The following is a 26,960-nucleotide window of genomic DNA, read 5'->3' as shown; positions in this document are numbered from 1 at the left end:
TTGTCATGGTCCGCGCAGGCGGACCATCCACGAGTTTGCAGCTTACACCAAGAAAGAAACTCGTGGATCCTCCGCCTTCGCGGAGAATGACAACGAGATATGTTGCGACGTCGCGTCATAAAAAAGGCGGCCACCCGTTGCCAGGTGGCCGCCTTCTTCAATTCGGAAACTTATTGCAGACGTAGCCCTGGGTTTAACCCTGGGCAGCGCGTGCTGATTCAGCGGCGCGTTCGGCTTTCTTGCGTTCGTTGGGATCCAAGACCGCCTTGCGGATGCGGATCGCCTTCGGCGTCACTTCGACCAGCTCGTCATCCTCGATGTAAGCCAGCGCCTGTTCCAGGCTGTGCTTCATCGGCGGCGTCAGACGAATGGCTTCGTCCTTCGACGTGGTGCGGATGTTGGTCAGCTGCTTCGACTTCAGCGGATTGACTTCAAGATCGTTGGCGCGGCTATGCTCGCCGATGATCATGCCTTCATAGATCGGCACACCGGCATCGATCATCAACTTGCCGCGCTCTTCCAGGTTCCACAAAGCGTAGGCAACCGAGATGCCGTCGGCATTGGAGATGAGCACGCCGTTGCGGCGGCCTTCGATCGGGCCCTTGAACGGGGCGTAGCCGTGGAACAGGCGGCTCATGACGCCGGTACCGCGGGTGTCTGTCAGGAACTCGCCGTGATAACCGATGAGGCCACGGGCCGGCACCAGCATGACAAGGCGCGTCTTGGCGCCGCCGGACGGGCGCATCTCGACGAGTTCGCCACGGCGCTGACCCAATTTGTCGATAACGATGCCGCTGAAATCATCATCAACGTCGATGACGACTTCTTCGATCGGCTCCAGGCGCTGGTTGGTCTTCGGATCGATCTGGAAGATCACGCGCGGGCGGCTGATGGAGAGCTCAAAACCTTCGCGGCGCATCTGCTCGATGAGCACGCCCAGCTGCAATTCACCGCGACCGGCGACCTGGAACGCGTCCTTGTCCTCAGTCTCGGTCACGTGAATGGCGACATTGCCTTCCGACTCACGCATCAGGCGATCGCGGATCATGCGGCTCGTCACCTTGTCGCCATCGCGACCGGCAAGCGGGCTGTCATTGACCGAGAAGCTCATGGAGAGCGTCGGCGGATCGATCGGCTGCGCCTTCAGCGGAATTTCAACTTCCATGGCGGCGATGGTGTCGGCGACCGTGCTGTCGGTCAGGCCCGCAATGGCGACGATGTCGCCGGCCTCGGCCGAATCGACCGGCGTGCGTTCGATGCCGCGGAAGGCAAGCAGCTTGGTCAAGCGGCCCACTTCGACCTGGGTCCCGTCGGGACGCATGGCACGGAGCTGCATGTTGACGGTGGCGGTCCCGGTCTCGATGCGGCCGGTGAGCACGCGGCCGAGATAATTGTCATATTCCAGCGTGGTGACCAGCATCGAGAACGGCTTGTTCTCTTCGACGGTCGGGGCCGGCACATGGCGCACGATGAGATCATAGAGCGGCGCCAGATCCTTGCGCTCGCCCTTCTCAAGATCTTCGGTTGCCCAACCCTGCTTCGACGAGGCAAAGAGTGTGGGGAAGTCGAGCTGTTCCGGCGTCGCGTCGAGGGCGGCGAACAGATCGAAGATCTGGTCATGGACAGCATGCGGGTCGGCGTCGGGACGGTCGCACTTGTTGATGAGCACGATCGGACGCAGGCCGAGGCGCAGCGCCTTGGTGGTCACGAACTTGGTCTGCGGCAGCGCGCCCTCGGCAGCATCGACCAGCAGCACGACACCGTCGACCATGCTGAGGATGCGCTCGACCTCACCGCCGAAATCGGCGTGGCCCGGGGTGTCGACGATGTTGATGCGGGTGTCATGCCACTGGATCGAGGTGCATTTCGCGAGAATGGTGATCCCGCGTTCCTTTTCCAAATCATTGGAATCCATCACGCGTTCCGCCACGATCTGGTTCGAGCGGAAGGCGCCGGACTGACGCAGGAGCTGGTCAACCAGGGTCGTCTTGCCGTGGTCGACATGGGCGATGATGGCGATATTTCGCAGTTTCATGGCTTCGCTTTTCGAATAATGCGGTGACGCCCACCACCCCTATCGACAAATAATGACATTTGTCACCAGCCGCCCATCATCCAAGACCACCACCCCCGCAAGCGGGGCCATGGAGGGCCAGATGACGATGCTGCCGGGCCACAATTGCCCCAAGCCAAAAAAGGATGCTAAATCAAGCACCTAGATAGGGCAACGGGCCGAACTCCTCATTCCCTTGTTTCAAACCGTGAAAAAGGGCCGGGGTGAGGGGTGTCTTTCAGGGCCGCTCTTTAAACTATTAGCCCACTTGCTGCAACAAAAGCTCGCTCAAGGGCGTCTCCGGCCGGGCACCGAAATGGCTGATAATCTCGGCGGCGGCCAGGGATCCGATCCGGGCGCTGTCGGCATGGTCCCGCCCCTGGGTATAGCCATAGAGGAAGCCGGCGGCATAAAGATCGCCGGCCCCGGTGACATCGACCACCTTGGCCACGGGCCAGGCCGGTACCTCGACCAGCTGCGGGCCGGCCACGATGAGGGAGCCCTTGGCGCTCCTGGTGATGGCCGCAAGCGAGCAATGTTCCCGTGTCAGGGCAACGGCCTCGTTGAAATCATCGGTTTCCCACAGGGCTTTGATCTCCAATTCGTTGGCGAACAGGATATCGACATGGTTCTTCACCAGATCCTGGAATTCGGTGAGATAGCGCTGCACGCAGAAGGAATCGGAGAGGCTGAGCGAGATTTCGCGGCCGGCACCGTGGGCCAGGTTGGCGGCCTTCAGGAAGGCCTGCTTGGCCAAGGGCGGATCCCACAGATAGCCCTCGAGATAGGTCACCTTGGACCGAGTCACGACGGTGGGATCGACGTCCTCTGGCGTCAATTCGACGCAGGCGCCGAGATAGGTGTTCATCGTGCGCTCGGCGTCCGGCGTCACGAAGATGAACGACCGCGCGGTCGGCGTCAGGCTGGTGGCGGACGGGGTCTCGAAATGGACGCCGATCGCCCGGATATCGTGGCGGAAGATGCCGCCCAGCTGGTCGTTGCCGACCTTGCCGATATAGGCGCCGTGGCCGCCCAGGCTGGCAAGGCCCGCGATGGTATTGCCGCAGGACCCGCCGGATACCTCGATCGCCGGTCCCATGGCGGCATAAAGCTCCTCCGCCCGTTCCGTATCGATCAGCGTCATGCTGCCCTTGTTGAGGCGCATGGCATCGATGAAATCGAGCTCGCAATGCGCCAGCACGTCGACAATGGCATTGCCGATTCCACACACGTCAAACAGCTTGTCGCTCATCCATCCCCGCAATTCAGCCAGTCAGCCCCTGTCAGAGCTTTGAAGGCGGCGAGTATAGGGATCGTACCCGTGAGGGCAAGGCTGTGGGGCCGATAGCGTCAGCTGATCACATCCTGGGGGCAGCGCTTCAGGGCGAAGAACGGCATGAACCCGTAGCCGGGGCCGCGACAGGTTTCCTCGGCGCTGTCGGGGCCCGTGAGGCGCAGCGTGCAGTCGATGACATCCAGCTGCGGCCACTGGGTCGGGCGGAAATCCTGGCGGTAAACGGCGATGCCGTCGCCGAAGGTAAGGTCGGTCCCCGCCGGCGGGTCGCCCAATTGCCGGTCGCGGAAGGTGATGCTGTCGGGGCCAAGATCGATCCGGTAGCCGGTATCGTCGCACCAGGCGCCCAACAACCGCTCCGCGGCCTGGGTCGGGCCTGCGAGAGCAAGCAGCGCCAGGACGAGACCTGTTTTCTGCATCTTGCGGCAGAGTTTCATCGATCTATGTCCTGCACTGGGTATTTTCTCCGCCTGCCCGCCCGGTTGCTCGAAATGACAGTTTCCGCTAAATAATGGCAACATTCTGACAGAACTGGATAATTTTCTTGTTCCAAGCACTTTCCCAGGCATTCGGCCAACTTGGCGACCCGCGTATCCAGAAGCTCATCGGCCTTAGCATAGGCATCGCCATCGCCGTTTTCACCGGCCTGATCGTGCTGGCCTGGTATCTCCTTGGCTGGGCCACGGGGCTCGATGGCTGGTGGAGCGACGCGGCGCAGATCTTTGGCGTGTTCGCGATTGTGGTCGTTGCCTGGTTCACCTTTCCGATCGTTACCGCGACCACGGCAGCCCTCTTTGCCGACCGGGTGGTCGATGCGGTGATGGCGCGCCATTACCCCGACCGGCCGCTGCCCCACAATGTCTCGATGACCGAAACCGTGCTCGATGGCGTCAAGATGGCGGGCATCGCCCTCATCGCCAACGTCCTCACCCTGCCGCTGCTGTTCTTCCCGCCGGTCTATGTGGTTGTGGCCTACGGCCTCAATGGCTATCTGCTGGGTCGTGAGTATTTCGAAATGCCCGCTTTTCGCCGCTTGCCCCGGGCTGATGCCAAGCTGCTGTTCCAGTGCCACCGTGGCAGATTTGTCGCGGCCGGGGTCGTCATTGCGTTCCTGTCGACCATTCCTATCCTGAACCTCATTGCCCCCATTATCGGCATCGCTTTTATGGTGCATATGTTTGAATCTGTGGTAAATCTGAGACCGCGCCGAGGGTAAGCAGCGAGCCGGTCAGCTGGCTGTAAGCGGGGACAGCAGGCGCAACATCCAGGGATCATTTTCTCAAGTTTCAGGCTAGGGACCAGCACCGCATGTTTGGCAAAAAGAAAGACGAACAACCCACCCAAGGCTCGACCGGCACTGCCGCAAGCCCGGCCGATGGCGACAGCAAGAATTATGCGAAGCCCGATGCCGCAGCTGCAGCACCGGCCCGCCCCGCGATGAACCCCGATATCGCGCGCCGCAGCCCGGACATGAGCGCCTTTGCGCCGCGTCCCTCCGGCGGTGGCGTCACCCCCGCCCAGCGCACCACTGCCGAAGCCGAGCAGAAAAAGCTCATCGTCGGCCGCGACATCTTCCTCAACGGTGAAATTCGCACCTGCGACAGCCTCGTCGTCGAAGGCAAGGTCGAAGCCGTCCTGTCCGATTGCCGCGCCATGGACATCGCCGGATCGGGCGAGTTCCGCGGGTCGGCCGAAATCGAATCCGCCGACATTTCCGGCCGCTTCGATGGCGATCTCATCGTACGCCAGCGTCTCACCATCCGCGCCACCGGCAAGGTGCTCGGCAAGATCCGCTACGGCCAGCTCGAAGTCGAACGTGGCGGCGTCATCTCCGGCACGATCGAAGCCTTGGCTGACGGCGCGCCCGTCGGCGCCCCCACCGCCGGCAGCGGCCGCTAACCCATCCTGCTCTGCGACCCGCGGCTGAAAGGCCGGGGTCCCAGAGCCGGGTTCCCGGACGGGAACGGGTTGGGGCGCTGGAGGTTGCAAGCTGGGGGAGAGTGGAACGTGTATCGTTCCCACACATCAATTACATCACATCATGGATCGGCGGTCAGAGCGACCACACGGTCCGCAGCACTCCCCTTCGTCCTGCTGACCACGGCCTTGTTGTTGTCAGCCTGCGCGCAATCCGGCAAGACCATCGCCATAAATGCCGGCGTGAAGCAGCCGAAAAATCCGGCCCATGGCGTGTTGGACCCGGCTCAATCCGCGTCGGTACAGCCCGCCGATCCGGCCGCGGCCACGAAGACGGCGCCGGCCACCATCTGGCGCAGTGCCGATAAATTGCTGGGCCTTGCCGCTGATGAATTGCAGGCGGCGCTCGGCGCGCCGGCACGCATTCGCGACGAAGAAACCAGCCGCATCTACCAATATGTCGGCAGCGACTGCGTGCTCGATCTCTTCCTCTATCAGGAAGGGACAGGCAGCTACCGCGTCTCCTATGCCGAGGCGCGTTCGATCGATGCGGAGAAGAAGCCGGTCGATTTGTGCCTGAAGTCTTTGCCGGCGCCGATCGTCGCCGACAACGCACCCAGTAGTTAGAACTGGGTTACTTGCCCTTGGCCTCGCGACGGGCAGCTTTTTCGGCGATGCCGGAAATGCCTTCGCGGGCTTTCAGCGCAGCCCAGACATCGGCCGGATCGACGCCGCGATCGGCCCACAGCACCAGCAGATGATAAAGCAGGTCCGAAGATTCGGCGACCAGCGCCTCATTATCCCCGCGCATTGCTTCAATGAGGGCTTCAACGGCCTCCTCGCCCACCTTCTGGGCGATCTTGGCCGTGCCCTTGTTGAACAGCTTGGCGGTATGCGATTGCGTCGGGTCGCCGCCTTTACGGCCTTCGATCGTCTTGAACAGACAATCGAGCACGGTGCCGTTGAGTTTTTCAGCAGACATGACGCAAATCCTTACCTTTCCCCGACCTTGATGCTTAACGGGCCTTCATCTTTCGAGGCGCATTGCCAGACCAGCCTTCACCATATGCGCCTTTGCTTGACCAATGGTAAACGTGCCGAAATGGAAGATGGAGGCGGCCAGAACCGCCGTCGCATGCCCCTCGCGGATGCCGGCCACCAGATCGTCCAGGGTGCCGACGCCGCCCGACGCGATCACGGGTACAGTTACAGCATCGGCAATGGCGCGGGTCAGGGCCAGATTGTAGCCCGATCTGGTGCCATCGCGGTCCATCGACGTCACCAGCAATTCGCCGGCGCCGTTTTCCGCCATGCGCTTGGCAAAGGCCACGGCGTCGATGCCGGTCGGGTTGCGGCCACCATGGGTGAAGATTTCGAACTTGCCGGGTGATGTCTCCTTGGCGTCGATCGAGACGACGATGCATTGATCGCCGAATTTCTGCGCCGCCTGTTTCACGAAGTCCGGATCATTGACCGCGGCCGTGTTGATCGACACCTTGTCGGCACCGGCCAGCAGCAGCTTGCGGATGTCTTCCGATTTCCGCACGCCGCCACCGACGGTCAATGGCATGAAGCAGGCCTCCGCCGTCTTCGACACGACATCGTAAAGCGTGTCGCGATTCTCGTGGCTCGCCGTAATGTCGAGGAAGGTCAGCTCGTCGGCGCCGGCGGCATCATAAAGCTTCGCCTGCTCGACCGGATCGCCCGCATCGATGAGGTTGACGAAATTGACCCCCTTCACCACGCGCCCGTCTTTGACATCAAGACAGGGAATGACACGCATCTTCAGCATGATCTTGCTTCTTTCTTTGCCGACCCCTCACCCCCCGCCCTCTCCCCGCTGTCGCGGGGCGAGGGAGCCGTTGGGTCGATGCCAAGCTCTTGCAGGATGGTTGTGAGCACACCATCAATGTTGCTTAGGATATCGTTGTTCCAAAAGCGGACCACACGATAGCCGAGCGCGTTCAGGGCTTTGGTGCGAGCATCGTCTCTAGCGGATTGTGAGTCATGCTGACCACCATCCACTTCTATAATCAGCTTTCCAGGCCGGCAAATGAAGTCGACGACATATCGATCGATCGGAAATTGCCTGAGAAACTTGACATTCTGCAATCGGCGATCTCGCAAGCGCAGCCAAAGCTTTTGTTCGGCATCTGTTGGTGACTTGCGCAGATTGCGGGCGCGCTTTAAAGCCCCTCGCCCCGCCTGCGGGGAGAGGGGTTGGGGTGAGGGGTTCTTTGCGCTGGCGGCGCTCACGCAGTCTCTCTCAAGAGCTGCAGCGCTTCTTTGAGATCCAATCGGCCGTCGTAAATCGCGCGGCCGGAGATCACGCCGACGATGCCGCCGCCGCCTTTTTGCGAGGTGGGCAGGGCGGCGAGCAAGGCGTGGATATCGTCGATCGACGATACGCCACCCGATGCAATCACGGGAATGGCCAGCGATGCGGCAAGGTCCGCAGTCGCAGCGACGTTGACGCCCTGCAGCAACCCGTCGCGGTCTATGTCGGTGTAGATGATGGCGGTGACGCCGGCATCTTCGAAACGGCGCGCGAGGTCAAGGGCGGTGAGTTCGGATGTTTCCGCCCAGCCTTCGACCGCGACCTTGCCGCCCTTGGCATCGATGCCGACCGCAATCTTGCCCGGGAATGTACGGCAGGCCTGTTTGACGAGCTCCGGATTCTTCAAGGCAACGGTGCCCAGAATGACGCGCGCAACACCCTTCTTCAGCCAAGCCTCAATGCGGCCAAGATCACGGATGCCGCCGCCCAATTGCACCGGCAAGGCGGTGGCACTGAGTATGCCCTCGACCGCGGCTTCATTCACCGGTGCACCGGCGAAGGCGCCATCGAGATCGACCAGGTGCAGCCATTCAGCGCCGGCCGCCGCAAATTGCCGCGCCTGGTCTGCGGGGTCGGTGTTGAACACGGTGGCCTGCGCCATGTCGCCCTTCACCAGGCGCACGCATTGACCACCCTTGAGGTCGATCGCCGGAAACAGAATCATTGCCAATCACTTCTCATGCGCATCTTCCAGCGACTTCCAGAAATAGAGACCGCCGACATATTGCCCGTCGACCTGGGCGTAACGTGGATGCCGGCCGATTTCGTGATAGCCTAGATTCCGGTAGAGGCTGATCGCTGCCTGCTGCGTTTCACGAACATCGAGATTGAGCACTTTGACACCGCGCTGGCGTGCCTCAGCTTCGACCGCCAGCGTCAATTGCCGCGCCAATCCATGGCCGCGCGCCCAAGGGGCGACGAAGGCGGTGGTGATCTGCGCCGAATGGCCTTGCGCTTCGTTGTTGCGCGTGGGGCGCACCAGCTGCGCCGACCCCGCCACGGTGCCGTCGAGCTTGGCGATGAAGAGCGCACGGTCGGGCACCAAGGTAACGCCCTTCCAGAAGACTTCGAGAATATTGCGATGGGGCGGCTTGACCCAGCCGAAACCACCACCAGCCTCGACCGCAGCCTGCGTCGCGTCGCATAGTTCTTCGAGCTCGCGGCGCTTCAACTCGGTGGCGATGCTGATCATCAGATCGGCCATGATGGCGGCACCTTTCCTTACGGCTTCCAGCGCAGAAAATTGGCAAGGAGCGTGAGCCCCACCGCCTGGCTTTTCTCCGGATGGAATTGCAGCCCCACCATATTGTCGCGGCCGATCGCAGCAGCCACCTGACCGCCATATTCGACATCGGCCAGCAGGTCGGCGGGATCATCGACCAGGAAATGATAGGAATGGACGAAATAGCCATGGGCGCCCGATTTGAGACCGTCGAAGATCGGGTGTGCCGGCTTGTGCAGGCTGAGATCGTTCCAGCCCATCTGCGGAATCTTGAGCGCGGAATCCTGAGGTGAGAGCTTCACCACCCGGCCCTTGATCCAGTCGAGGCCCGGATGCTCGCCATATTCGACGCCGACACTGGCCATCAATTGCATGCCAACGCAGATGCCAAGGAACGGCCGGCCCTTTTCCAGCACCGCTTCGCGCATGGCGGCGATACCGCCGGGCACCGCTTCCAGCCCGCGCTTGCATTCGGCAAAGGCGCCGACGCCAGGCAGCACGATGCGATCGGCCTTGGCAATCGCCGCGGCATCGGCGGTGACCAGGACCTCTTCCCCGGTTTCCCGGGCAGCATAGCTCAGCGCCTTGGCGGCGGATTTGAGATTGCCGGCACCATAATCAATGACTGCGACCGTCATGACGATCTGGCAAGCCCAGAGCTCCCCAAGGAGCCGCCCAACGTTCCCTTTGTCGAGGGGATCGCGTCGGACTTCCTGGGATCGATCTCGATGGCATGGCGGAGGGCGCGCGCCAGCGCCTTGAAGCAGCTCTCGACGATATGGTGATTGTTCTCGCCATAGAGATTTTCAACGTGCAGCGTGAGGCCGGCGTTCTGAGCGAAGGCCTGGAACCATTCCTTGAACAGCTCGGTATCCATCTCGCCCAATTTGTCGCGGCTGAAAGTCACCTTCCAGATGAGATAGGCGCGGTTCGAGGCGTCGAGGGCGACACGGGTCAGCGTCTCGTCCATCGGGATGGTCGCCTCGCCATAGCGGTTGATGCCGATGCGCTCGCCAAGCGCCTGCGAGACGGCGAGGCCAATGGCGATGCCGGTATCCTCGGTCGTGTGGTGATAGTCGATGTGGAGGTCGCCCTTGGCATGGACCTTGAGGTCCATCAGCGAATGGCGCGCGAGCTGGTCCAGCATATGATCGAGAAAGCCGATCCCGGTCGAAATCTCCGACCGGCCCTGGCCGTCAAGATTGACCTCGACCGCGATCTCGGTCTCCTTGGTCCTGCGCTCGTTCCTACCAATACGCATCACGAATTCCTGCCCACTCGAGTAAAAAGGCCTTAATTGCCGGGTTCTTAGCAGCGATGCGCGGTTCTGACCAGTGGTTAGAGGGCTTATCCCTTTAGTTCGTCATGCCCCTTTAGTTCGTCCTGCCCGGGCTTGACCCGGGCATCCACACTATCCTGTCACCCGTGGATCCCGGGGTCTTCGCCCGGGGATGACGATAAGGAGGCGGATGCCAACACCGGCGAGAAGGGCGGGGCTTGGGCCCCCGTCGATTGCGGGCTTGATTGGGGCCAATCGTTAACCTATCTCCCCTGTTAGCCAACCAGCCCGCTTGTCCCTCGATATCGGCAGGCTTCTTAAGGATATTCCATGTCGCGTGATGAGAACGACAAACACGGCCTTGCCCCCTGGCATGGCACCACCATCCTGCTCGTGCGCAAGGGGTCCGAGGTCGTCTTGGCCGGCGACGGCCAGGTGACCGTAGGCCCCACGGTGATGAAATCCAACGCCAAGAAGCTGCGCCGCCTGGGCAAGGGCCAGGTCATTGCCGGCTTTGCCGGGGCGACCGCCGATGCCCTCACCCTCTTCGAGCGGCTTGAGGCGAAATTGGAGCAATATCCCGCCCAATTGGCCCGCGCCTGCGTGGAACTGGCCAAGGATTGGCGCACCGACCGCTATCTGCGGCGCCTGGAAGCCATGATGGCCGTGGCGGACCCCACCGTCAGCCTGATCCTGACGGGCACCGGGGATGTGCTGGAGCCGGAAGACGGGCTCATCGGCATCGGGTCGGGTGGCGCCTATGCGCTGGCAGCCGCCCGGGCGCTCGTCGATATCGACGGGCTGGATGCTGAGACCATTGCCCGGCGCGCGATGAAGATCGCCGGCGATATCTGCATCTATACCAACCACAATGTCATGATCGAAAAGCTGTGAGCCGATGACCGAAGCCAGGACCGCCCAACCCAACACATCGCGCAAAGAGACATCCAAGGCCGAAGAGGCGCTGGTGACCTCGTCGCTGACACCGCGCGAGATCGTCTCGGAACTCGATCGCTACATCGTCGGCCAGCATGACGCCAAGCGCGCCGTCGCCATCGCGCTCCGCAACCGCTGGCGGCGCCAGCAGCTCGACCACGGCATGCGCGAGGAAGTCAGCCCGAAGAACATCCTGATGATCGGGCCGACCGGTGTCGGCAAGACCGAGATCGCCCGGCGCCTGGCGAAGCTCGCCCAGGCACCATTCCTGAAAGTGGAAGCCACCAAATTTACCGAAGTCGGTTATGTCGGCCGCGATGTTGAACAGATCATCCGCGACCTTGTCGAAATCGCAATCGCGATGTCGAAGGATAAGATGCGCCGTCAGGTGCGCGCGAAAGCCGAGACGCTGGCCGAGGAACGTGTCCTGGATGCGCTGGTAGGCGAAGGGGCTGGCGCCGAAACACGCGCCAAGTTCCGCCGCATGCTGCGCGCCGGCGAGCTCGACGATAAGGAGATCGAACTGCAAGTGAAGGATAGCGGTGCTGGGTCCATGCCGACCATCGATATCCCCGGCATGCCCGGTGCCTCCATGGGCATGATCAATCTCAACGAAATGCTGGGCAACGCGCTTGGCGGCCGTACCAAGGCGCGGCGCATGAACGTTTCTGATTCCTACGAGGTGCTGCTGGCGGAGGAAGCTGACAAGCTCCTCGATCAGGAGAAAGTCACCGCCGAAGCCATTCGCGCTGTCGAGCAGAATGGCATCGTGTTTCTGGATGAGATCGACAAGATCTGCGCGCGGTCGGAACGTGCTGGCGCCGATGTCAGCCGCGAAGGCGTGCAGCGCGATCTGCTGCCGCTCATCGAAGGGACACAGGTCGCCACGAAATATGGCCCGGTCAAAACCGACCATGTCCTCTTTATCGCCTCGGGTGCCTTCCATCTCGCCAAGCCCAGCGACCTGCTGCCGGAACTGCAGGGCCGCCTGCCGATCCGCGTCGAGCTCGATGCTCTCACCCGCGAAGACCTGCGCCGCATTCTCACCGAACCGGAAGCCAGCCTGATCAAGCAATATGTGGCGTTGATGGGCACCGAAGGTGTGACACTCAATTTCACCGACGATGCCATCGATGCGCTGGCCGATCTCGCCTCCGAGATCAATTCGACGGTCGAGAATATCGGTGCCAGGCGCCTCCAAACCGTGCTCGAACGGCTGCTCGAGGAAGTGAGCTTCACCGCCAGTGAAATGTCGGGGAAGACCGTTGGCATTGATGGCGCCTATGTGCGCGAACGCGTGGCGCCCCTGGCCAAGAACACGGATCTATCGAAGTTCATTCTATAGGCGCTGCCCGTCAGCGGTAACTTGTACCAGCATGTTAGCTTTGATGTGCTGGTACAAGTGCGCCATGCACACTGGGCACCCAAGTATCAGGTGCTTTTCTTTATTGGTTGCGCACTTACTGCGCCATAAATGCCTCTCTTTGTCGGATTGCGCGACAAACATGTCGTGGCGCCTTGTCGCATAATTTTTCCTCCATTAGTGTCGGCGCCTGTCGCATAGACATCACGACACGATCGTCATCGCCGCGAAATAATTGTCAGCACACAGCCAGATCTAATCAGTCAGCATTTCCATCCATCCCCGCGTCGCGTTTGAACGCCGCCGAATCCGGTGCCGTCGCGTGGCGCGGCGACCAACGGGGGATCCGATGCTTGAGCTCATTCTTGATCAGCGATTCACGTGGAACGGCTTGCCAGCGGATAAATCACCTTATGGCAATCATGGCCAGGGTATCGACACCGGCGGTGGTGCCGACGGTGTTGAACCCGGCAGCGGCTTCATCACTTTTCCAACGCCAAGCAGCCGTATCCGTGTCCCAATCGGCAAAGCCTGGATGCCGCTGACCGCCCTGAAGATCGAGCTTGTGGCGCGTATCGATCCGCAGGCTAAGATGATGTCTTCCATCGTCGATGGGCACAACTCGTTTTCATTCGGTATCCTGGAAGGGGCACTTGAGGCCCGCTTCAAGAATGGCAGCGGCACCAACAATTATATCCGCAGCGATACGTCATTTGCGCCGGACCGCCAATATCATCCCGTCATTGCCGGCCGCTGGATGCGGCTTGGTTTCTATCACGATGGCATTTCGCGGATGCAGTTGTTCCTCGACGGTGAGCTGGTCGGCGATGCGAAGGTGGATGGCGCCATTCGCCCGGTGATGAGTGGCGGCATCGCCATCGGCAATGATTGGAGCAATGACGACAAGGCCTTCCCCGGCGAGATCGACGAGATCAAGATCTGGCGTCTGGATCCAAGTACCATGCGCCGTGAATTTCTCGGTCGTCCCTATACCCGCAAAACCGCGCGCTGCTGGGAACGGTTGGCACGCAGAATCCGCGACTGGACGGCACAGTATCCCGAACAGGCGCGCGCTTTGTCTCTGCAAAGCGGCGAGATCCGGCGCCGCAAGTTGCAGGCGTTTGTGGACCTACCGCGGGATTTGCAGGCGAAATTGCGGGCGATCAATGACGATATCATTCGCCTGTGGGTCGCGGGCGATTTGGGCACGCCGGACATGGCCGCCGCCTTGTGCGCATGGGTTGCCCTGCTGCGCGATGCCGGCATCGACCCGGAGAACGATCCCGATATGGCGGCTCTGGTCAGCACGGTCCAGTCGCTCAACCTTGCCGACCCCCAAGACATTTTGAAATGCGACGAGCAATGGCGTGCCTTTCTCGATCTGTGGCGGCAGGCGCTCGACGAATGTGGTGATCTGGCGGGAGTCGCATTATGACGATCCCGGCTGAAGCTATTGGCTTTGCCAAGAAATTCGAACCAATCCTGCTCTTTCATCCCGACGAAAAATACTTCCCGATTGATCCGAAATTCTATCTTGACCGCTGTGCGATTTGGCGTGCCGCGCCACCGACTGACAAGAAAGACAATTGGGGCGAATCCCCGGCGGGCTTTCCTCGTCGGCCGCAGGTACCCAAGGCGCAGCTGTCTGCCCTGAAGAACGAGGCCGCGGGAAAGCGCTGGATCGGCGAAATGGAAAAGGGCGTTTCGCCCTTCATGGTCGTCAAGAAACCAGCAGGCGAACTCGAAGAGCGGCGGTTGATTCAGGATGACCGGTTCCTGCAGCTTGCCGGTTGGGAACCAGGCGCGCCATCACCCAACGAGGTCACCGCGAGCAGCGACAACCGTCATCCGACACTGTCGCCCGTGGTCTACGATGCGGCGTTGCAGGGCGGGCGCCCCTGGTATTTCGCCGAATATTTCGATCACACGGCGCTGCTCGGCCTGGCAAACGAAGCGCCGCCCGACGCGCCGGATCTGTTCCGGCTGGTCGACACCCAAATCGCCAACAAACCGGTTCTTGTTGTCTATCACTTCTTCTATGCCTTGCATGAGGAGCCGCTGCAGGGCTGTGAAGCCTGGGGCGAAGGCAAGCTGTTTGGTACCTATGCCGGCGCCTGGACTTCGGTGGCCGTGCTGATCAATTCCGCCGGGGAGGCGCAGTTCATCGGCGTTACCTCACGCAATATCGGAAACCCCAAGACCAAGGCGGATGATGAAAATCGCGTTGGCATGCAGGCCTTCCGTTGGAAGGAGGTCGATCGGGTCGGCGATCATCCGAAGATCTTCGTATCGCAAGGGACGCACGGAAATTATCTGAAGGCGGGCGCTTTCGATCTAACGGCCTTCACCCCTGGCGATGTCGATATCGGTAAGAACTCGTGCGGGGTGATCGAAAGCCTGGACGACGTCATTGCTGGAACCGAGATACCGGGCACTGAAGGCGAGGATGGTGACACAGTCGTCCTCATGCTGAAGATCTTCCTCACCCTTGGCATCGGGCTGATATTCACCGAGGACGTATGGACCAAGTTTGGTACCACCCCGCTCCTTTCCCCCAATCCGAACCAGACGCCGAAAGACCAAACCGGCGGTCCTAGTTTCGGTCTGATCCTGCGACCCAAAGGCTTGGCGTTTGCCGAGATCGCCAGCGCCGCGCGGATCGAAGATTGGCCGACCGAAATGCCGGCAGACGACGCCAATCCGCGGTTCGATTTTGTGGTCGATCGCGACACACAGCTGTGGTGGGCGCCGCGCAAGGAACGCCTCGGCTATGCCGGCCGCTGGGGTCCATCGGTGACCAATGATCCCAAGCGCCGACGTGCCGGTATGCGCCTGCCGATTTTCGGGCTCATGTTCCTGCTGGCGTTGGCAGTGATTTAAGGAGGTAGCGCCATGGCGATCGATCCCCGGGCCATCGGTCTTGCGAAAAGATTCGAACCGATCCTGCTCTTTCACCCTGACGAAAAATTCTTCCCGATCGATCCAAAACTCTATCTCGATCGTTGCGCGATCTGGCGGGCGACACCGCCGACCGACAAGAAAGATAATTGGGGCGAGCCGCCGGCGGGCTTTCCACGCCAGCCGCTCGTGCCCAAGGGCCAGTTGGCTGCCCTCCGCAACGAAGCTTCAGGCAAGCGCTGGATCGGCGAGAGGGAGAATGGGGTTTCACCCTTCCTCGTCGCAACAAAGCCGGCGGACGAGCGTGAACAGCATGCTTTGTTGTCGGAGGATCGGTTCCTGCAACTTGTCGGTTGGGAACCGTTCGTGGCTGCACCCAACGATGTCACCGGCACCACCGACAATCGTCACCCGACGCTGTTGCCCATGGGCTATGACGCCGCGATGCTAGGTGGGCGGCCCTGGTACTTCGTTGATTATTTCGATCATGCAGCGGTGTCAAGCTTGGCGGCCGAGGCGCCACCCAACGCACCGGATCTGCCAAAGCTGATCAACATGATCTCCAACAATCTATCGCTGCTGGTCTATCATTTTTTCTATGCCCTGCATGAAGAGCCGCTGGAGGGCTGCGAAGATTGGGGCGAGGGAAAATTGTTCGGCACGTTTGCCGGCTCCTGGACTTCGGTCGCGGTCCTGATCGATGCCAGCGCCAATCCGGTCTATATCGGCGTCACCTCTCGCAATGTCGGCGCGCCCAAAACCACGCTGGATGACGAGCAGCGCGTCGGCATTCAAGTTTTTAACTGGAAGGAGGTCGAAGGCGTCGGCGAGCATCCGAAGATCTATGTCTCGAAAGGGACTCATGGGAATTATCTGAAAGCCGGCACTTTCGATCTCAAGGCTTTCACGCCAGGCGACATCGATATCGGAAAGGGCTCTTGCGGCGTGATCGAAAGCCTGGACGATGTTATTGCCGGGACCGAAATACCGGCCAGTGAAGGCGAAGACCCGGACTATGCCATTATGGTCGTCAAAGCCATTCTGACCTTAGGATTTGGCCTGCTTTTCAGCGAGGACATCAATGGCAGATATGGCGCAACTGCCCTCCTGTCTCCCAATCCAAACCAGTTGCCCAAAGATCAGACTGGTGGTCCCAATTTCGGCTTGATCCTGCGGCCAAGAGGCGTTGATTTCGCGGAGACCGCCAATGCAGCGCAAGTCGTGGATTGGCCGACCGAAATGCCGGCAGATGACGATGCCAATCCGCGCTTCGATTTCATTGTTGATCGCGACACCCAGCTGTGGTGGGCGCCACGGCGGAACCTGCTCGGCTATGCCGGTCGCTGGGGCCCATCGGTGACCAATGATCCCAAGCGCAGGCGGTCCGGCATGCGGCTGCCGATTTTCGGATTGATGTTCCTGGAAGCGCTGGCCACCCTATAGACCGACGCCGGTCATGAAAGATTATCCTGCCACCTGGTTTCGGCGCGGTGCAGGACATCGCGCGACACCGCCAACGGATCTGAGGAACCGAATGACCGTCTGCATGGTTCTTCTCCTGGAGGAAGCAATGTGCTTTCGCTAAGAGATGCCGGACACCTGCCTTCTTGCCGGTTATGGCAGAGGAGCGTGACATGGCGGAGATTTCAAACAGCAATCCCACCGGTGGGCTATATTTCGTTGTTGGCGGATTGGTTGTCGCGATGGTGATCGGTGCTTTTGCGTATTATGGCGGATATGTCGGCCATTACAGCAGAACCACGGTCGAGCAGACCACCACGGCACCCGCCCCGACCGACACTTCAACAACCGGGACCACGACAACGACGACCACCAAGGAAACCCAGCAGCCTTAGGTGGATACGTCCTTCTGACGTAGCGCGAACCCGGCAAGGCCGCTGGCGAACGTAAGCGCGCCGGCGGCCATGATGCTGGGTGCCAATCCCACCCAGCCGAACAGGCTGGGTGCTGCAAGATAGGCGAGCAGCTGGCCGGCAAAGATGGCGCAGAGCTGCAGGCGATAGACCTGTGCCAGCCGCTGTGACGGAAAGCGGTGCTGCATGAGATGCAGCATGGCAAGATTCTCAAGCGGGCCATTGATGGCGGCAAATAAGGCGATCGCCATCAGCCATCCTTCATGGGTGGCGAGCGGCAGCAGCAGGACGCCGGCACCGAAAATCAGTTTCGAGGCGATCAGCCAGCGCTGCGGATTCGCCGGCAGCACGTTGGCGAGCACCAGATTGGCGCCGAGATTGCCGATACCATAGGCGGTCATCATCAGGCTGTAGTCGGTGAGCGGGTCGGCGCTGGTCTCGCGCAGATAAAGCACCATGCCGAGGATAAGACCCATCGACCAGGTGAAATTGCCGATCATGTTGGCGATGAGGCCATAGGCCATGAGCGGATGGCCCTTGATGCTGCGCAGGCCGCCCAGCACGCCGTCGATTGCCGCCGCCATGCCATGGAGGCTGCGCAGCGCCATTGGTTCATCGACCAGGCGCGTCACTAGGCGGATGACGCCGGCCGACAGCAGGAAGGCGATGGCGGTCACAATGAAGAATTGATCGGGACCAAGAAGGCCGTTGATGAGGGCAATGAGGCTCGGCCCCAGAATGCGCGCGAGGCGCTTTGTTGCATCGAAGAGACCGTTGGTGGCGTGCCGAAGATCGGGCTCCCGGACGATGACGGGCAGGATCGCCTGCAAGGCCGGCTCAAAGGCTGCCGTCGCCAAGGCGATGCCGATGGCAGCGAGGATGAGGAGCGGCAGGCTCATCGCGTGCAGCATGGCCGCCACCGAGAGCATCAGCAGCAGGGCGGCACGCACAAGGTCGGTCATGATCATGGTGGCACCGTGCCGCCAGCGGTCGGTCACGATGCCGCCAAAGAGGCTGCCGGCGAGCAACGCAGCCGCCTGCAGGGCCGAGACATAGCCCGCATCCCGGCCGATGAGATCGGCGGCGATCCAGACGATGGCGACCATGTAGAATTGGGCGCCTGTCGCCGCCAGCACCTGGCCGGCCCATAGCAGTGCAATTGGTCGCCGCCTCAGCGGCTGCAACATGAACATGGGAAAAGTCTTCAAGGACCCGAATCAGGGCGGGATGCGTCAATGCCAGTGCCATTTGCGCAGAGATGGCTGTTTTCCGAAACCCGGAATGATCCCATTTCAGCCGGGTGTGAGCGCCCCGGGCTGGCACCGCTTTGGTGCCATCAGCGGCCCCCGATTCGCACGAGAAACGGCATCAAGGTAAGAAAAGACTTGTCGGATTGCCATCTGTGCACCTAGGAATTGTCAGATAAATCACCCAGCTGGTGTGGGTGTCGGGGCTCCGCGGCATGAAAAGGTTAACAGAGCATCGATATGCGTCACCTGAGCGTGGGGCGATGGCGCTGGAGGTGTCTTTGGAGCGCGACGGCAAAGACATGCAAGCTGCAGGTTTCAAGACCACGGGCTTGAAAGACCGGGAGGCGGCGCAGGAATTCGGCCACTATCCGACCGACCCGCGCCTGGTCGCGGCCTGGGAAGAGCGGCGCCTGGCCGCGCTGCGGCAAAGCGGCATCCTGGATACCGAGGCTGAACAGAATTTCGACGACCTCACCGCGCTCGCCGCACAGATCTGTGGGACGCCGATCTCGCTGGTCTCCTTCGTCGACCGCGATCGGCTGTGGTTCAAATCCTGCTATGGCGCCGAGCTCAAGGAATATCCCCGCGCCGACTCCTTCTGCGATTATGCCATCCGCACCGATGGCCTGTTCGAGGTCGAGGATCTGGCACTGGACGAGCGTTTCAACCAGCAGGCGCTGGTGACCGAATGGGGCTTCCGCTTCTATGCCTCGGCGCATATCAAATCCTGCGGCGGCGCCATCCTGGGCACACTCACGGTGATCGATCATCAGCCACGCATTCTGTCCGACCAGCAGCGCAATGCGCTGACGCGTCTTGCCAATCAATGCGGCAGCCAGATTGCACTCAAAAGCCTGCTGCGTGATCTTGAGCAGGAGATTGCGACCCGCACCCAGGCCCTGCGTTCGACCGAGGCCAGGCTGCGCGCCTTCATGCAGCATGCACCCATCACCATGTCGGTGAAGGATCTCGACGGCCGCTATTTGATGATCAACCGGGCCAGCGAGCGATTCTACGGCCTGCCCGCCGATCAGATCCTCGGCCGCCGCATCACCGACTTTGAACGCTCCAGCGGCGGCACCGCGATCACGCAGCTCGAAGCCGACATGCGCCGCACCGGTCTGCCGATGGTGCGCGAGGTCTGCTACGAGCGCGATGGCGGCCCCCGCTGGTACCGCGACATCAAATTCCCCATCCCTGACGAACATGGCGACATCACGGCGATCGGCGGTATCGGCGTCGAGATCACCGCAGCCATGCAGGCGCAGGACGAACTCATCGATGCCAAGGAGCATGCCGAGGCGGCAAGCCAGGCAAAGTCGCAGTTCCTGGCCAATATGAGCCATGAACTGCGCACGCCCTTGAACGCCATCATCGGCTTTTCGGAAATCCTGGCGCGCGGGTCGCTGGGGCCGATCGGGCCTGACCAGGCGCGCTCCTATGCCACCGACATTCACGAAAGCGGCCGGCTGCTGCTGCAGATCATCAACGATATTCTCGATCTCTCGAAGATCGAGGCCGGCCGCATGACCCTGGCCGATGCGCCCTGCGATCTCTTCGAGATTACGCGGAATGTGCTCAACCTTGTCAGCAATGCAGCCCAGACCAAGAATCTGAAACTCATCAATGCGGTCGCGCCATCCTTGCCGAAAGTGCGCGCTGACGAACGGGCGCTCACCCAGATCCTGATCAACCTCGTCAACAATGCGGTGAAATTCACCCTGCCCGGCGGCGAGATCACCGTCGATGGCGCCATGGTCAATCTGGGCGATGTTGGCGAAGGCATTGCCCTTGCCGTCACCGATACCGGCATCGGCATTGCCAGCGAAGACATTCCGCTGGTCTTCTCGGCTTTCGGCCAGGTGCAGGAAGCCTTTGTGCGGGAACATGAAGGGGCTGGTCTCGGCCTGCCCATCGCGCGGGCGCTTACCGAAGCCCAGGGCGGCAAGCTCGACCTTCACAGCCGGCTGGGTGTCGGCACCCGTGTCACCCTGTGGCTGCCGAAAGACCGCATCATCCAGGGATGACGCGGCCTTCGGCATCTCCAGATCGCGATACTTGGCTTTACGGCTGATAGGTGATGATCATGTTGTCGTCGAGCTGATCGAGATTGCTCCAGCCCTGGTTCTGGAAGCCGTCGATCTCGACCGAGCTGCCATTGGCAAATTTGATGAGCACGTCGCCATCGGCGCTGGCACCCACCGTGACGCCCGGCGCGTTGGCATCGGCAATGCCGTCCAGCACCAGGGCTTCCAGCGATGTATCAAGATCCATGATGATGTCGTGGCCGTTGAGTGTGGGGTCAATATAGAAGGTATCGTGGCCGGCGCCGCCCTTCATGATGTCATTGCCGTCCTCGCCGAACAGGCGGTCATTGCCGTCGCCACCCGACAGCGTGTCATCGCCGGTCCCGCCATAGAGATCGTCATTGCCGGCGCCGCCATCGAGCTGGTCGTTATTCTCGTCACCATACAGGCGGTCATTGCCGTCGCCACCACTGAGGAAATCGTTGCCGGTTCCGCCATAGAGACGATCCTGGCCTTCGTCACCGAACAGTTTGTCGTCGCCCGCATCGCCGAACAGGCGGTCATTCTCGGTGCCGGCATGAATTTCGTCATTGCCGCTGCCGCCATAGAGATAGTCATAGCCGGCGCCGCCGAACAGCAGGTCGTTGTCGCCATCGCCATAGAGGTAATCGTCGCCAAGGCCGCCATCGATGAAATCGTCGCCACTGCCGCCATGGAGATTGTCGTTGCCGTTGGCCGGGCCGACCACAGGGCTCGGCGGCACATTGCTGTCGCCATAAATGGTGTCGTTGCCCAACCCGCCCCAGATATTGTCGTCACCATAGCTGCCGATCAGCAAATCGTTGCCGGCCGCACCGTCGATATAGTCGTTGCCGCTGCCGCCATCGACCTTGTCATTGCCACCGCCGGCATTGACCGTGTCATCACCGCCCAGGGCGTAGATGGTATCGGCGCTGTTGGTGCCATTGATGAGGTCGGCAGCGTTGGTGCCATAGATCGCGAAATAGTTGGGGAAATTGGGTTCCGGATACTGACCGATCGGGGTGGTGCCGGTATTGCTGACCTGGGCCATGGTAACCTCCGTGAAAGGGGTTGTGCCGAAACCGACTTGCACCTTGGTCGCGATGGCAGGCCCTTTGGGTTCGGGCAGAACGGGTGACAGGGGTCACGTTTGGGCCGATGGATTGGCCTGGATTAGACAAGCGGCGGCTTATCCGCTATCAGGGCGGCCATGTCGCAAAAAGACCCTCAATTGGACCCAAAAGACGCGCCTGAAGGCAGTTCGGGCGGTGATTCCCCGATTTTGTCGGCGCGCTCGATCGCCCTCGACCTCATGGATGCCGTGTTCCGGCGCCGGAAGCCTCTCGATGAGGCCCTGGGCGAACATGCCGAACTCGACAAGCTGGCCCCCCGCGACCGCCAATTCGTGCGCGCCCTGGTTGCCACCACGCTCCGGCATATGGGGCAGATCGATCACGCCCTGGGCCAGTGCCTGGAAAAGCCCCTGCCGGCCCGCGCCCTCATCGTGCGCAACATTCTGCGCCTGGGCGCTGCCCAGATCATGTTCCTCTCCACCGCCCCCCATGCCGCGGTCGATACCATGGTGACCCTGGCGGCCCAGCGCGGCGAGACCGGCTTCAAGGGCCTCATCAACGCTGTCCTCCGGCGCATCTCCCGCGACCCGCAGGCCTATCTGGCCTCCGCACCAGCCGGTGCCGTGAGCCTGCCCGACTGGCTGTGGCAAAGCTGGGTCAAGGCCTATGGAGTGGCGAAGGCAACACAGATCGCCACAGCGCATCTCTATGAACCGCCGCTCGACTTCTGCTGCCGGCGTCCGGCCGAAGCCGAATATTGGGCGCAGCAGCTCCATGCCCGCACCATGCCGCTGCCTGGCACCTTGCGCCGTCCGGTGGCGTCGGAAGGCGGCGAGCGCCTCCATCAACGGGTGGAAGATCTGCCAGGTTACGCCGACGGTGCCTGGTGGGTGCAGGATCTGGCGGCGCAAATCCCGGCGCGTCTCCTTGGCAATGTCGCCGGCCTTCGCGTCATCGATCTCTGCGCCGCCCCCGGCGGCAAGACCGCGCAATTGGCGGCAGCCGGTGCACAGGTGACGGCACTCGACCGATCCAGGCCGCGCCTGGCGCGCGTCAAAGAAAATCTCGAACGGTTGCGCTTGCATGCCGAACTGGAAGCAGCTGATGCGGCTCTCTGGGATCGCGGTCGCGATTTCGACGCGGTGCTGCTGGATGCGCCCTGCTCGGCGACCGGCACCATCCGCCGTCATCCGGACGTGGCATGGCTCAAAGACCCGCGCGATCTTGCCAAGCTCAGTGCGACCCAAGACCGCCTGCTCGATAAGGCCGTCTCCTTGCTGCGCCCCGGCGGCACGCTCATCTTCTGCACCTGCTCGCTGCAGCCTGAAGAAGGGCCCGACCGCGTCGATGCCGTGCTGGCGCGCCATGGCAATCTGAAACGCGACCGCATCCATACCGACGAAGTGGGCGGCCTCTTCGAACTCATCTCACCGGCCGGCGACTTCCGCTCCCTCCCCAGCCACCTCGCCGACCAAGGCGGCCTGGACGGCTTCTTCGCCGCGCGCATCATCAAGGCTGAATAATGATGCCTTCGCCTCCCCCCTTGAGGGGGAGGCCGCGCGACAGCGCGGGAGGGGGGTGTGGTGCGACCGGGTTCTATCAATCGAGTAGCGGAGAGATACCCCCCTCCCCAACCCTCCCCCTCAAGGGGGGAGGGAGTTACTGCGATAGGCTCGCGCTGAACTCTTGCGCCGCTGCAAATCTTGGAACCACTCCAGCCCTCTCCGGTTATGTCACGGCTATCACAAACCTTTGTGTCACCTGACGCAGCGGGCACCGCGGCGGTTGCCCGATTCTGCGCAAAAAAGACGGAGAATTCCCATGCGTTATGCTCTGTTGTGGCTGATTGGTGTGCCGATTCCGGTCCTCATCCTGATCTGGTTCCTGTTCCACTGAGGAACGGATCCGCGCTGCCAGCGTTACCACTCCATATGCTGCCACGACCGAAGCACAACAGGCGGAGGAAGAAATGATGCAGGACAAGGAATTCGACGCAGCGATGCAGGATGTTGCCAAGGTCTATGGCAGTCCGGCCGAATTGATCGCGACCGATGATCTGACACGCCAGCAGAAACTGAAGCTGCTGCAGCAATGGGATTACGATCTCGGCCTGCTGCTGGTGGCGGCAGAAGAAAATATGGCGGGGCCTGGCTCCGGCGTGACATCGGAGCGTCTGCGTGCCGTGCGCGATGCCATCAAGCGGCTCGGTGTCGACGCTGAGCCCGAGGAGACGGCCTCGGCACCCACAAAAATGGGCACAGCCAATATCCCCGAATTGGAAACCAAGGAACCAAAGCGCCCCACCGCGCATTGATCAGGTGACACCCTACGTTTGACACTTCCTGTTTGCGAGATTTCGTTTGCCAGCCATCACCTCACACACCGCTTGGGCACCCCGCCCAGGCGGTGTTTTTCTTGAGGCCCAATGGTTATGGCCCCGCGATTATGGCCAGGTAAGAATCACTTTGCCCGATTGGCCGGAGAGCATGGTCTCGAAACCCTCGACATAGGCGCTCAAGGGGAAATGGTGTGTGAGGATCGGGTCGAGGTTGAGGCCCGATTGCAGCATCGCCACCATCTTGTACCAGGTCTCGAACATCTCGCGGCCATAGATGCCTTTGATCTCCAGCCCCTTGAAGATCACATTGTTCCAGTCGATCACCGTGTTGCTGGGCGGAATGCCGAGCAAGGCCACCTTGCCGCCATGGTTCATGACTTCGAGCATGCTGGCAAAGGCCGACGGCACGCCGGACATCTCCAGCCCCACGTCAAAGCCTTCCACCATGCCAAGCTCAGTCATAACATCGGCGAGCTTTTCCTTGGCGACATTGACGGCACGGCTGGCGCCCATCTTGCGCGCCAGATCCAGGCGGTAATCATTGACATCGGTCACCACCACATGGCGGGCACCCACATGCTTGGCAATCGCCACGGCCATGATGCCAATGGGACCTGCGCCGGTGATCAGCACGTCTTCGCCCACGAGGTTGAAGCTGAGGGCCGTATGCGTGGCATTGCCGTAAGGATCGAAGATGGCGGCAAGATCGTCGGCAATGTTGTCGGGAATCTTGAAGGCGTTGACGGCGGGCAGCGCCAGGAATTCGGCAAAGGCACCGGGCCTGTTGACGCCGATGCCGAATGTGTTGCGACAAAGATGCCTGCGCCCGGCGCGGCAATTGCGGCAATGGCCGCAGGTCACATGCCCTTCGCCTGACACGCGGTCGCCGATCTCGAAGCCACGCACCTCCTGGCCCATGGCGACAATCTCGCCCACATATTCGTGTCCTACATGCATGCCAAGCGGCACAGTCTTTGCCGCCCATTCATCCCATTTCCAGATATGGATGTCGGTGCCGCAGATGGCCGTCTTCCTGATGCGGATGAGAACATCATTGTGCCCGACCTCGGGCTTGGGCACGTCGGTCAGCGTCAGGCCGGGGCCGGCTTTGTCTTTCACGAGGGCTTTCATGGAAACTCCTTAAATCGCGCCAAGCGCTTTGCCGACCTTGGCAAAGGCTGCGATGACATGGTCGATATCCTCTTCGCTATGGGCTGCGGACATTTGCGTGCGAATGCGCGCCTGGCCCTTGGGCACCACGGGATAGGAAAAGCCGATGACATAGATGCCTTCCTTGAGGAGGGCGTCGGCCATGGTGCTGGCCAGTTTCGCATCGCCCAGCATGACCGGGATGATCGGATGCTCGCCGGGCACGAGACGGAAGCCGAGCTTGCTCATGGCGCTACGGAAATGCTGGCCGTTCTTGATGAGGCGGGCGCGCAGGTCGGCCCCCTCCTTGCTGTCGATAAGCTGCAGGCAGGCACTGGTCGCCGCCACGATGGCCGGCATCAGCGAATTGGAAAAAAGATAGGGGCGCGACCGTTGACGAAGCAGGTCGATGACCGGCTTCCTGCCGGCGATATAGCCGCCCGAAGCACCACCCAGCGCCTTGCCGAAGGTGCCGGTGAAAAGATCGATCTTCGCCTGCACGCCATTATGTTCGGCGGAGCCGCGCCCGGTCTTGCCGACAAAGCCGATGGCGTGGCTGTCATCGACCATCACCTGAGCATTGTAGCGGGCAGCAAGGTCGGTGATGCCCTTGAGGTCGGCAATGATGCCGTCCATGGAAAAGACGCCATCGGTGGCAATGAGCTTGAAGCGGGTGCCAGCAGCATCGGCCTCCTTCAGCTTGGCTTCGAGATCGGCAAGGTCGTTGTTGGCATAGCGAAAGCGCTTGGCCTTGCACAGCCTGACGCCGTCGATGATCGAGGCATGGTTGAGCGCATCGGAGATGACCGCATCCTCCTCCCCCAGCACGGTCTCAAAAAGGCCGCCATTGGCATCGAAGCAGGAGGAATAAAGGATCGTATCCTCGGTGCCGAGGAAGCGGGAGATGTCCGCTTCGAGCGTCTTATGGAGATCCTGGGTCCCGCAGATGAAGCGGACCGAGGCCATGCCGAAACCATGATCGTCGAGCCCGCTCTTGGCGGCGTCGATCAGGCGGGCATCGTCAGCAAGGCCAAGATAATTGTTGGCGCAGAAATTGAGCACCTTGGCGCCACCTTCAAGCGCGATATCGGCCCCTTGGGGCGTCGCGATAACCCGCTCCGCCTTCCAGAATCCGTCAGCGCGGATCGTCTCCAAGGTCTGGGTCACATGGGCAAGAAAGGCGCTGGCCATCAAAATACTCCTGGAAATCCTCACCCAATGATCCGGCATCGCCGCTGCGATGCAAAATGACTTTTGCGAACGCCGCAACCGGATCGAAACGCATCGCCCGCCCCATCGCTTGCATGGTCCTGGGATTGTGGCCCCGGGATTGTGACCCTGGGATTGCGACCCTGGGGTTGTAGCTGGCACGGTAGCCCGGCTCCAGCGGCAGATTGATCTCTGCCGAGGGCCGCGCTAAGACAGCATCATGTATCCGCGCACGACCGATATCAATCTGATGCTGGGCCGTTGTCTCTCCAGTACGCGCGCTTTCTATGGCTATTGGGATTCTAAGCGGGCTGGGCGGCGCATGCCGTCCCGCCGCGATATCGATCCTATCGAAATGAAGCCCTGGCTTGCCAACATGCAGCTGATCGATATCAGCCACAATCCGCGGCGCATGGTCTACCGGCTGGTGGGCGAGCTCGACGTCAGCTTTCGCGGCTATAACCCTACCGGGCGCACGGTCGAGGAATGCTGCATCGGCTTCAGCGCCGAGGAATCGCTGCGCAATTATGACATCGTGATCGGCGAGCGCCTGCCGGTCTATGACTGGTCGGACTATGTCAGCAAATCCGGCTTCCTGCGCAGCCAGGAAGAACTGCTCCTGCCGCTCTCCGACGACGACGATCTGGTCAACATGGTCATGACCTTCGCCGAAGTGGATGTGAAGGGGTAAGGGGGCTACCCTACAGTTCCCGTCATGC

General features: G+C 61.2%; 27 protein-coding genes. 13 read left to right on the top strand and 14 right to left on the bottom strand.

Features of this window, described 5'->3' with window-relative positions:
• Positions 1-193: 193 nt before the first annotated feature.
• From typA to AC1DWZ_RS06130, 3 genes are all read right to left on the bottom strand, one after another.
• Entirely contained in the window at positions 194-2,035 is a 1,842-nt protein-coding gene (typA, locus tag AC1DWZ_RS06140) for a translational GTPase TypA (RefSeq protein ID WP_477167989.1), read from the bottom strand.
• 277 nt (positions 2,036-2,312) lie between these two features.
• Entirely contained in the window at positions 2,313-3,305 is a 993-nt protein-coding gene (locus tag AC1DWZ_RS06135) for an adenosine kinase (RefSeq protein ID WP_477167988.1), read from the bottom strand.
• A 98-nt stretch (positions 3,306-3,403) separates the two neighbouring features.
• Positions 3,404-3,784 (bottom strand): hypothetical protein, encoded by a 381-nt coding sequence (locus AC1DWZ_RS06130; protein ID WP_477167987.1) that lies wholly within the window; start codon positions 3,782-3,784, stop codon positions 3,404-3,406.
• Between the two features lie 107 nt (positions 3,785-3,891).
• On the opposite strand from AC1DWZ_RS06130, the gene AC1DWZ_RS06125 reads away from it, so the two are divergent.
• From AC1DWZ_RS06125 to AC1DWZ_RS06115, 3 genes are all read left to right on the top strand, one after another.
• Complete coding sequence (locus AC1DWZ_RS06125; RefSeq protein WP_477167986.1) at positions 3,892-4,563, top strand: EI24 domain-containing protein; 672 nt, start codon at positions 3,892-3,894, stop codon at positions 4,561-4,563.
• Between the two features lie 92 nt (positions 4,564-4,655).
• Positions 4,656-5,246, top strand: coding sequence for a bactofilin family protein (locus AC1DWZ_RS06120; RefSeq protein ID WP_477167985.1), 591 nt, complete (start codon positions 4,656-4,658; stop codon positions 5,244-5,246).
• A gap of 108 nt (positions 5,247-5,354) precedes the next feature.
• Positions 5,355-5,891, top strand: a complete 537-nt coding sequence (locus tag AC1DWZ_RS06115; protein ID WP_477167984.1) for a hypothetical protein — start codon at positions 5,355-5,357, stop codon at positions 5,889-5,891.
• A 7-nt stretch (positions 5,892-5,898) separates the two neighbouring features.
• Here AC1DWZ_RS06115 and AC1DWZ_RS06110 read toward each other — a convergent pair whose 3' ends face one another.
• The 7 genes from AC1DWZ_RS06110 to hisB are packed head-to-tail and all read right to left on the bottom strand — an operon-like array spanning position 5,899 to position 10,085.
• Complete coding sequence (locus AC1DWZ_RS06110) at positions 5,899-6,246, bottom strand: phosphoribosyl-ATP diphosphatase (protein ID WP_477167983.1); 348 nt, start codon at positions 6,244-6,246, stop codon at positions 5,899-5,901.
• 45 nt (positions 6,247-6,291) lie between these two features.
• Positions 6,292-7,056 (bottom strand): imidazole glycerol phosphate synthase subunit HisF, encoded by a 765-nt coding sequence (hisF, locus tag AC1DWZ_RS06105; RefSeq protein WP_477167982.1) that lies wholly within the window; start codon positions 7,054-7,056, stop codon positions 6,292-6,294.
• On the bottom strand, positions 7,050-7,520 hold the full coding sequence (locus tag AC1DWZ_RS06100) for an endonuclease domain-containing protein (RefSeq protein ID WP_477167981.1): 471 nt from the start codon (positions 7,518-7,520) through the stop codon (positions 7,050-7,052). Before AC1DWZ_RS06100 ends, hisF begins: the two co-directional genes overlap by 7 nt.
• Positions 7,517-8,266: a 1-(5-phosphoribosyl)-5-[(5-phosphoribosylamino)methylideneamino]imidazole-4-carboxamide isomerase gene (gene hisA / locus AC1DWZ_RS06095; RefSeq protein WP_477168275.1), complete on the bottom strand. Its 750-nt coding sequence runs from the start codon at positions 8,264-8,266 to the stop codon at positions 7,517-7,519. Before hisA ends, AC1DWZ_RS06100 begins: the two co-directional genes overlap by 4 nt.
• Positions 8,267-8,272: 6 nt before the next feature.
• Entirely contained in the window at positions 8,273-8,806 is a 534-nt protein-coding gene (locus AC1DWZ_RS06090) for an N-acetyltransferase family protein (protein ID WP_477167980.1), read from the bottom strand.
• Positions 8,807-8,823: 17 nt separating this feature from the next.
• Positions 8,824-9,462: an imidazole glycerol phosphate synthase subunit HisH gene (gene hisH / locus AC1DWZ_RS06085; RefSeq protein ID WP_477167979.1), complete on the bottom strand. Its 639-nt coding sequence runs from the start codon at positions 9,460-9,462 to the stop codon at positions 8,824-8,826.
• Entirely contained in the window at positions 9,459-10,085 is a 627-nt protein-coding gene (gene hisB, locus AC1DWZ_RS06080; RefSeq protein ID WP_477167978.1) for an imidazoleglycerol-phosphate dehydratase HisB, read from the bottom strand. Before hisB ends, hisH begins: the two co-directional genes overlap by 4 nt.
• Before the next feature lie 348 nt (positions 10,086-10,433).
• On the opposite strand from hisB, the gene hslV reads away from it, so the two are divergent.
• The 6 genes from hslV to AC1DWZ_RS06050 all read left to right on the top strand — a co-directional run bounded on the left by hslV (position 10,434) and on the right by AC1DWZ_RS06050 (position 17,156).
• Positions 10,434-10,997 carry an ATP-dependent protease subunit HslV gene (gene hslV, locus AC1DWZ_RS06075; protein ID WP_477167977.1) on the top strand — a complete coding sequence of 188 codons (564 nt, stop codon included), beginning with the start codon at positions 10,434-10,436 and terminating at the stop codon, positions 10,995-10,997.
• Positions 10,998-11,001: 4 nt separating this feature from the next.
• Entirely contained in the window at positions 11,002-12,384 is a 1,383-nt protein-coding gene (gene hslU, locus AC1DWZ_RS06070) for an ATP-dependent protease ATPase subunit HslU (RefSeq protein ID WP_477167976.1), read from the top strand.
• A 367-nt stretch (positions 12,385-12,751) separates the two neighbouring features.
• A complete protein-coding gene (locus AC1DWZ_RS06065) occupies positions 12,752-13,837 on the top strand; it encodes a LamG-like jellyroll fold domain-containing protein (RefSeq protein WP_477167975.1) in 1,086 nt (361 codons plus the stop codon).
• Positions 13,834-15,282, top strand: a complete 1,449-nt coding sequence (locus tag AC1DWZ_RS06060) for a hypothetical protein (protein WP_477167974.1) — start codon at positions 13,834-13,836, stop codon at positions 15,280-15,282. The genes AC1DWZ_RS06065 and AC1DWZ_RS06060 overlap by 4 nt, the downstream gene beginning before the upstream one ends.
• 12 nt (positions 15,283-15,294) lie before the next feature.
• Positions 15,295-16,743, top strand: coding sequence for a hypothetical protein (locus AC1DWZ_RS06055; protein WP_477167973.1), 1,449 nt, complete (start codon positions 15,295-15,297; stop codon positions 16,741-16,743).
• 191 nt (positions 16,744-16,934) lie between these two features.
• Complete coding sequence (locus AC1DWZ_RS06050; protein ID WP_477167972.1) at positions 16,935-17,156, top strand: hypothetical protein; 222 nt, start codon at positions 16,935-16,937, stop codon at positions 17,154-17,156.
• On the opposite strand, the gene AC1DWZ_RS06045 is transcribed toward AC1DWZ_RS06050, so the two are convergent.
• Complete coding sequence (locus AC1DWZ_RS06045) at positions 17,153-18,367, bottom strand: MFS transporter (RefSeq protein ID WP_477167971.1); 1,215 nt, start codon at positions 18,365-18,367, stop codon at positions 17,153-17,155. The two genes, AC1DWZ_RS06050 and AC1DWZ_RS06045, sit on opposite strands and share 4 nt — an antisense overlap.
• A gap of 269 nt (positions 18,368-18,636) precedes the next feature.
• On the opposite strand from AC1DWZ_RS06045, the gene AC1DWZ_RS06040 reads away from it, so the two are divergent.
• Positions 18,637-20,451 (top strand): ATP-binding protein, encoded by a 1,815-nt coding sequence (locus tag AC1DWZ_RS06040; RefSeq protein ID WP_477167970.1) that lies wholly within the window; start codon positions 18,637-18,639, stop codon positions 20,449-20,451.
• Between the two features lie 37 nt (positions 20,452-20,488).
• Here the strand turns inward: AC1DWZ_RS06040 and AC1DWZ_RS06035 are convergent, their stop codons facing one another.
• Positions 20,489-21,523, bottom strand: coding sequence for a calcium-binding protein (locus tag AC1DWZ_RS06035; protein ID WP_477167969.1), 1,035 nt, complete (start codon positions 21,521-21,523; stop codon positions 20,489-20,491).
• A 159-nt stretch (positions 21,524-21,682) separates the two neighbouring features.
• Between AC1DWZ_RS06035 and AC1DWZ_RS06030 the strand changes: the two genes are divergently transcribed.
• Both AC1DWZ_RS06030 and AC1DWZ_RS06025 read left to right on the top strand, forming a co-directional pair.
• A complete protein-coding gene (locus AC1DWZ_RS06030; protein ID WP_477167968.1) occupies positions 21,683-23,068 on the top strand; it encodes an RsmB/NOP family class I SAM-dependent RNA methyltransferase in 1,386 nt (461 codons plus the stop codon).
• A gap of 446 nt (positions 23,069-23,514) precedes the next feature.
• Positions 23,515-23,859 (top strand): hypothetical protein, encoded by a 345-nt coding sequence (locus AC1DWZ_RS06025; protein ID WP_477167967.1) that lies wholly within the window; start codon positions 23,515-23,517, stop codon positions 23,857-23,859.
• A 129-nt stretch (positions 23,860-23,988) separates the two neighbouring features.
• On the opposite strand, the gene tdh is transcribed toward AC1DWZ_RS06025, so the two are convergent.
• Together tdh and AC1DWZ_RS06015 are read right to left on the bottom strand one after the other, a co-directional pair.
• Positions 23,989-25,014 (bottom strand): L-threonine 3-dehydrogenase, encoded by a 1,026-nt coding sequence (gene tdh, locus AC1DWZ_RS06020; RefSeq protein WP_477167966.1) that lies wholly within the window; start codon positions 25,012-25,014, stop codon positions 23,989-23,991.
• Positions 25,015-25,023: 9 nt separating this feature from the next.
• Positions 25,024-26,223, bottom strand: coding sequence for a glycine C-acetyltransferase (locus AC1DWZ_RS06015; protein ID WP_477167965.1), 1,200 nt, complete (start codon positions 26,221-26,223; stop codon positions 25,024-25,026).
• Between the two features lie 238 nt (positions 26,224-26,461).
• Here AC1DWZ_RS06015 and AC1DWZ_RS06010 point away from each other — a divergent pair, with 238 nt between their 5' ends.
• The gene (locus AC1DWZ_RS06010) at positions 26,462-26,932 is read left to right on the top strand and encodes a PAS domain-containing protein (RefSeq protein WP_477167964.1); all 471 of its coding nucleotides are present in this window, start codon (positions 26,462-26,464) and stop codon (positions 26,930-26,932) included.
• Positions 26,933-26,960 lie beyond the last annotated feature (28 nt).

It is taken from the genome of Dongia sp. P2_B8 (genome assembly GCF_056404715.1).
This window is presented reverse-complemented; position numbering and strand designations above follow the sequence as displayed.

What these genes read in the sequence shown, in the direction of transcription:
- typA (WP_477167989.1), bottom strand. Translation starts at nt 2,035, where the DNA reads ATGAAACTGCGAAATATCGCCATCATCGCCCATGTCGACCACGGCAAG.
- AC1DWZ_RS06135 (WP_477167988.1), bottom strand. Translation starts at nt 3,305, where the DNA reads ATGAGCGACAAGCTGTTTGACGTGTGTGGAATCGGCAATGCCATTGTC.
- AC1DWZ_RS06130 (WP_477167987.1), bottom strand. Translation starts at nt 3,784, where the DNA reads ATGAAACTCTGCCGCAAGATGCAGAAAACAGGTCTCGTCCTGGCGCTG.
- AC1DWZ_RS06120 (WP_477167985.1), top strand. Translation starts at nt 4,656, where the DNA reads ATGTTTGGCAAAAAGAAAGACGAACAACCCACCCAAGGCTCGACCGGC.
- AC1DWZ_RS06110 (WP_477167983.1), bottom strand. Translation starts at nt 6,246, where the DNA reads ATGTCTGCTGAAAAACTCAACGGCACCGTGCTCGATTGTCTGTTCAAG.
- hisF (WP_477167982.1), bottom strand. Translation starts at nt 7,056, where the DNA reads ATGCTGAAGATGCGTGTCATTCCCTGTCTTGATGTCAAAGACGGGCGC.
- hisA (WP_477168275.1), bottom strand. Translation starts at nt 8,266, where the DNA reads ATGATTCTGTTTCCGGCGATCGACCTCAAGGGTGGTCAATGCGTGCGC.
- AC1DWZ_RS06090 (WP_477167980.1), bottom strand. Translation starts at nt 8,806, where the DNA reads ATGGCCGATCTGATGATCAGCATCGCCACCGAGTTGAAGCGCCGCGAG.
- hisH (WP_477167979.1), bottom strand. Translation starts at nt 9,462, where the DNA reads ATGACGGTCGCAGTCATTGATTATGGTGCCGGCAATCTCAAATCCGCC.
- hisB (WP_477167978.1), bottom strand. Translation starts at nt 10,085, where the DNA reads ATGCGTATTGGTAGGAACGAGCGCAGGACCAAGGAGACCGAGATCGCG.
- hslV (WP_477167977.1), top strand. Translation starts at nt 10,434, where the DNA reads ATGTCGCGTGATGAGAACGACAAACACGGCCTTGCCCCCTGGCATGGC.
- hslU (WP_477167976.1), top strand. Translation starts at nt 11,002, where the DNA reads ATGACCGAAGCCAGGACCGCCCAACCCAACACATCGCGCAAAGAGACA.
- AC1DWZ_RS06065 (WP_477167975.1), top strand. Translation starts at nt 12,752, where the DNA reads ATGCTTGAGCTCATTCTTGATCAGCGATTCACGTGGAACGGCTTGCCA.
- AC1DWZ_RS06060 (WP_477167974.1), top strand. Translation starts at nt 13,834, where the DNA reads ATGACGATCCCGGCTGAAGCTATTGGCTTTGCCAAGAAATTCGAACCA.
- AC1DWZ_RS06055 (WP_477167973.1), top strand. Translation starts at nt 15,295, where the DNA reads ATGGCGATCGATCCCCGGGCCATCGGTCTTGCGAAAAGATTCGAACCG.
- AC1DWZ_RS06050 (WP_477167972.1), top strand. Translation starts at nt 16,935, where the DNA reads ATGGCGGAGATTTCAAACAGCAATCCCACCGGTGGGCTATATTTCGTT.
- AC1DWZ_RS06045 (WP_477167971.1), bottom strand. Translation starts at nt 18,367, where the DNA reads ATGTTCATGTTGCAGCCGCTGAGGCGGCGACCAATTGCACTGCTATGG.
- AC1DWZ_RS06040 (WP_477167970.1), top strand. Translation starts at nt 18,637, where the DNA reads ATGAAAAGGTTAACAGAGCATCGATATGCGTCACCTGAGCGTGGGGCG.
- AC1DWZ_RS06035 (WP_477167969.1), bottom strand. Translation starts at nt 21,523, where the DNA reads ATGGCCCAGGTCAGCAATACCGGCACCACCCCGATCGGTCAGTATCCG.
- AC1DWZ_RS06030 (WP_477167968.1), top strand. Translation starts at nt 21,683, where the DNA reads ATGTCGCAAAAAGACCCTCAATTGGACCCAAAAGACGCGCCTGAAGGC.
- AC1DWZ_RS06025 (WP_477167967.1), top strand. Translation starts at nt 23,515, where the DNA reads ATGATGCAGGACAAGGAATTCGACGCAGCGATGCAGGATGTTGCCAAG.
- tdh (WP_477167966.1), bottom strand. Translation starts at nt 25,014, where the DNA reads ATGAAAGCCCTCGTGAAAGACAAAGCCGGCCCCGGCCTGACGCTGACC.
- AC1DWZ_RS06015 (WP_477167965.1), bottom strand. Translation starts at nt 26,223, where the DNA reads ATGGCCAGCGCCTTTCTTGCCCATGTGACCCAGACCTTGGAGACGATC.
- AC1DWZ_RS06010 (WP_477167964.1), top strand. Translation starts at nt 26,462, where the DNA reads ATGTATCCGCGCACGACCGATATCAATCTGATGCTGGGCCGTTGTCTC.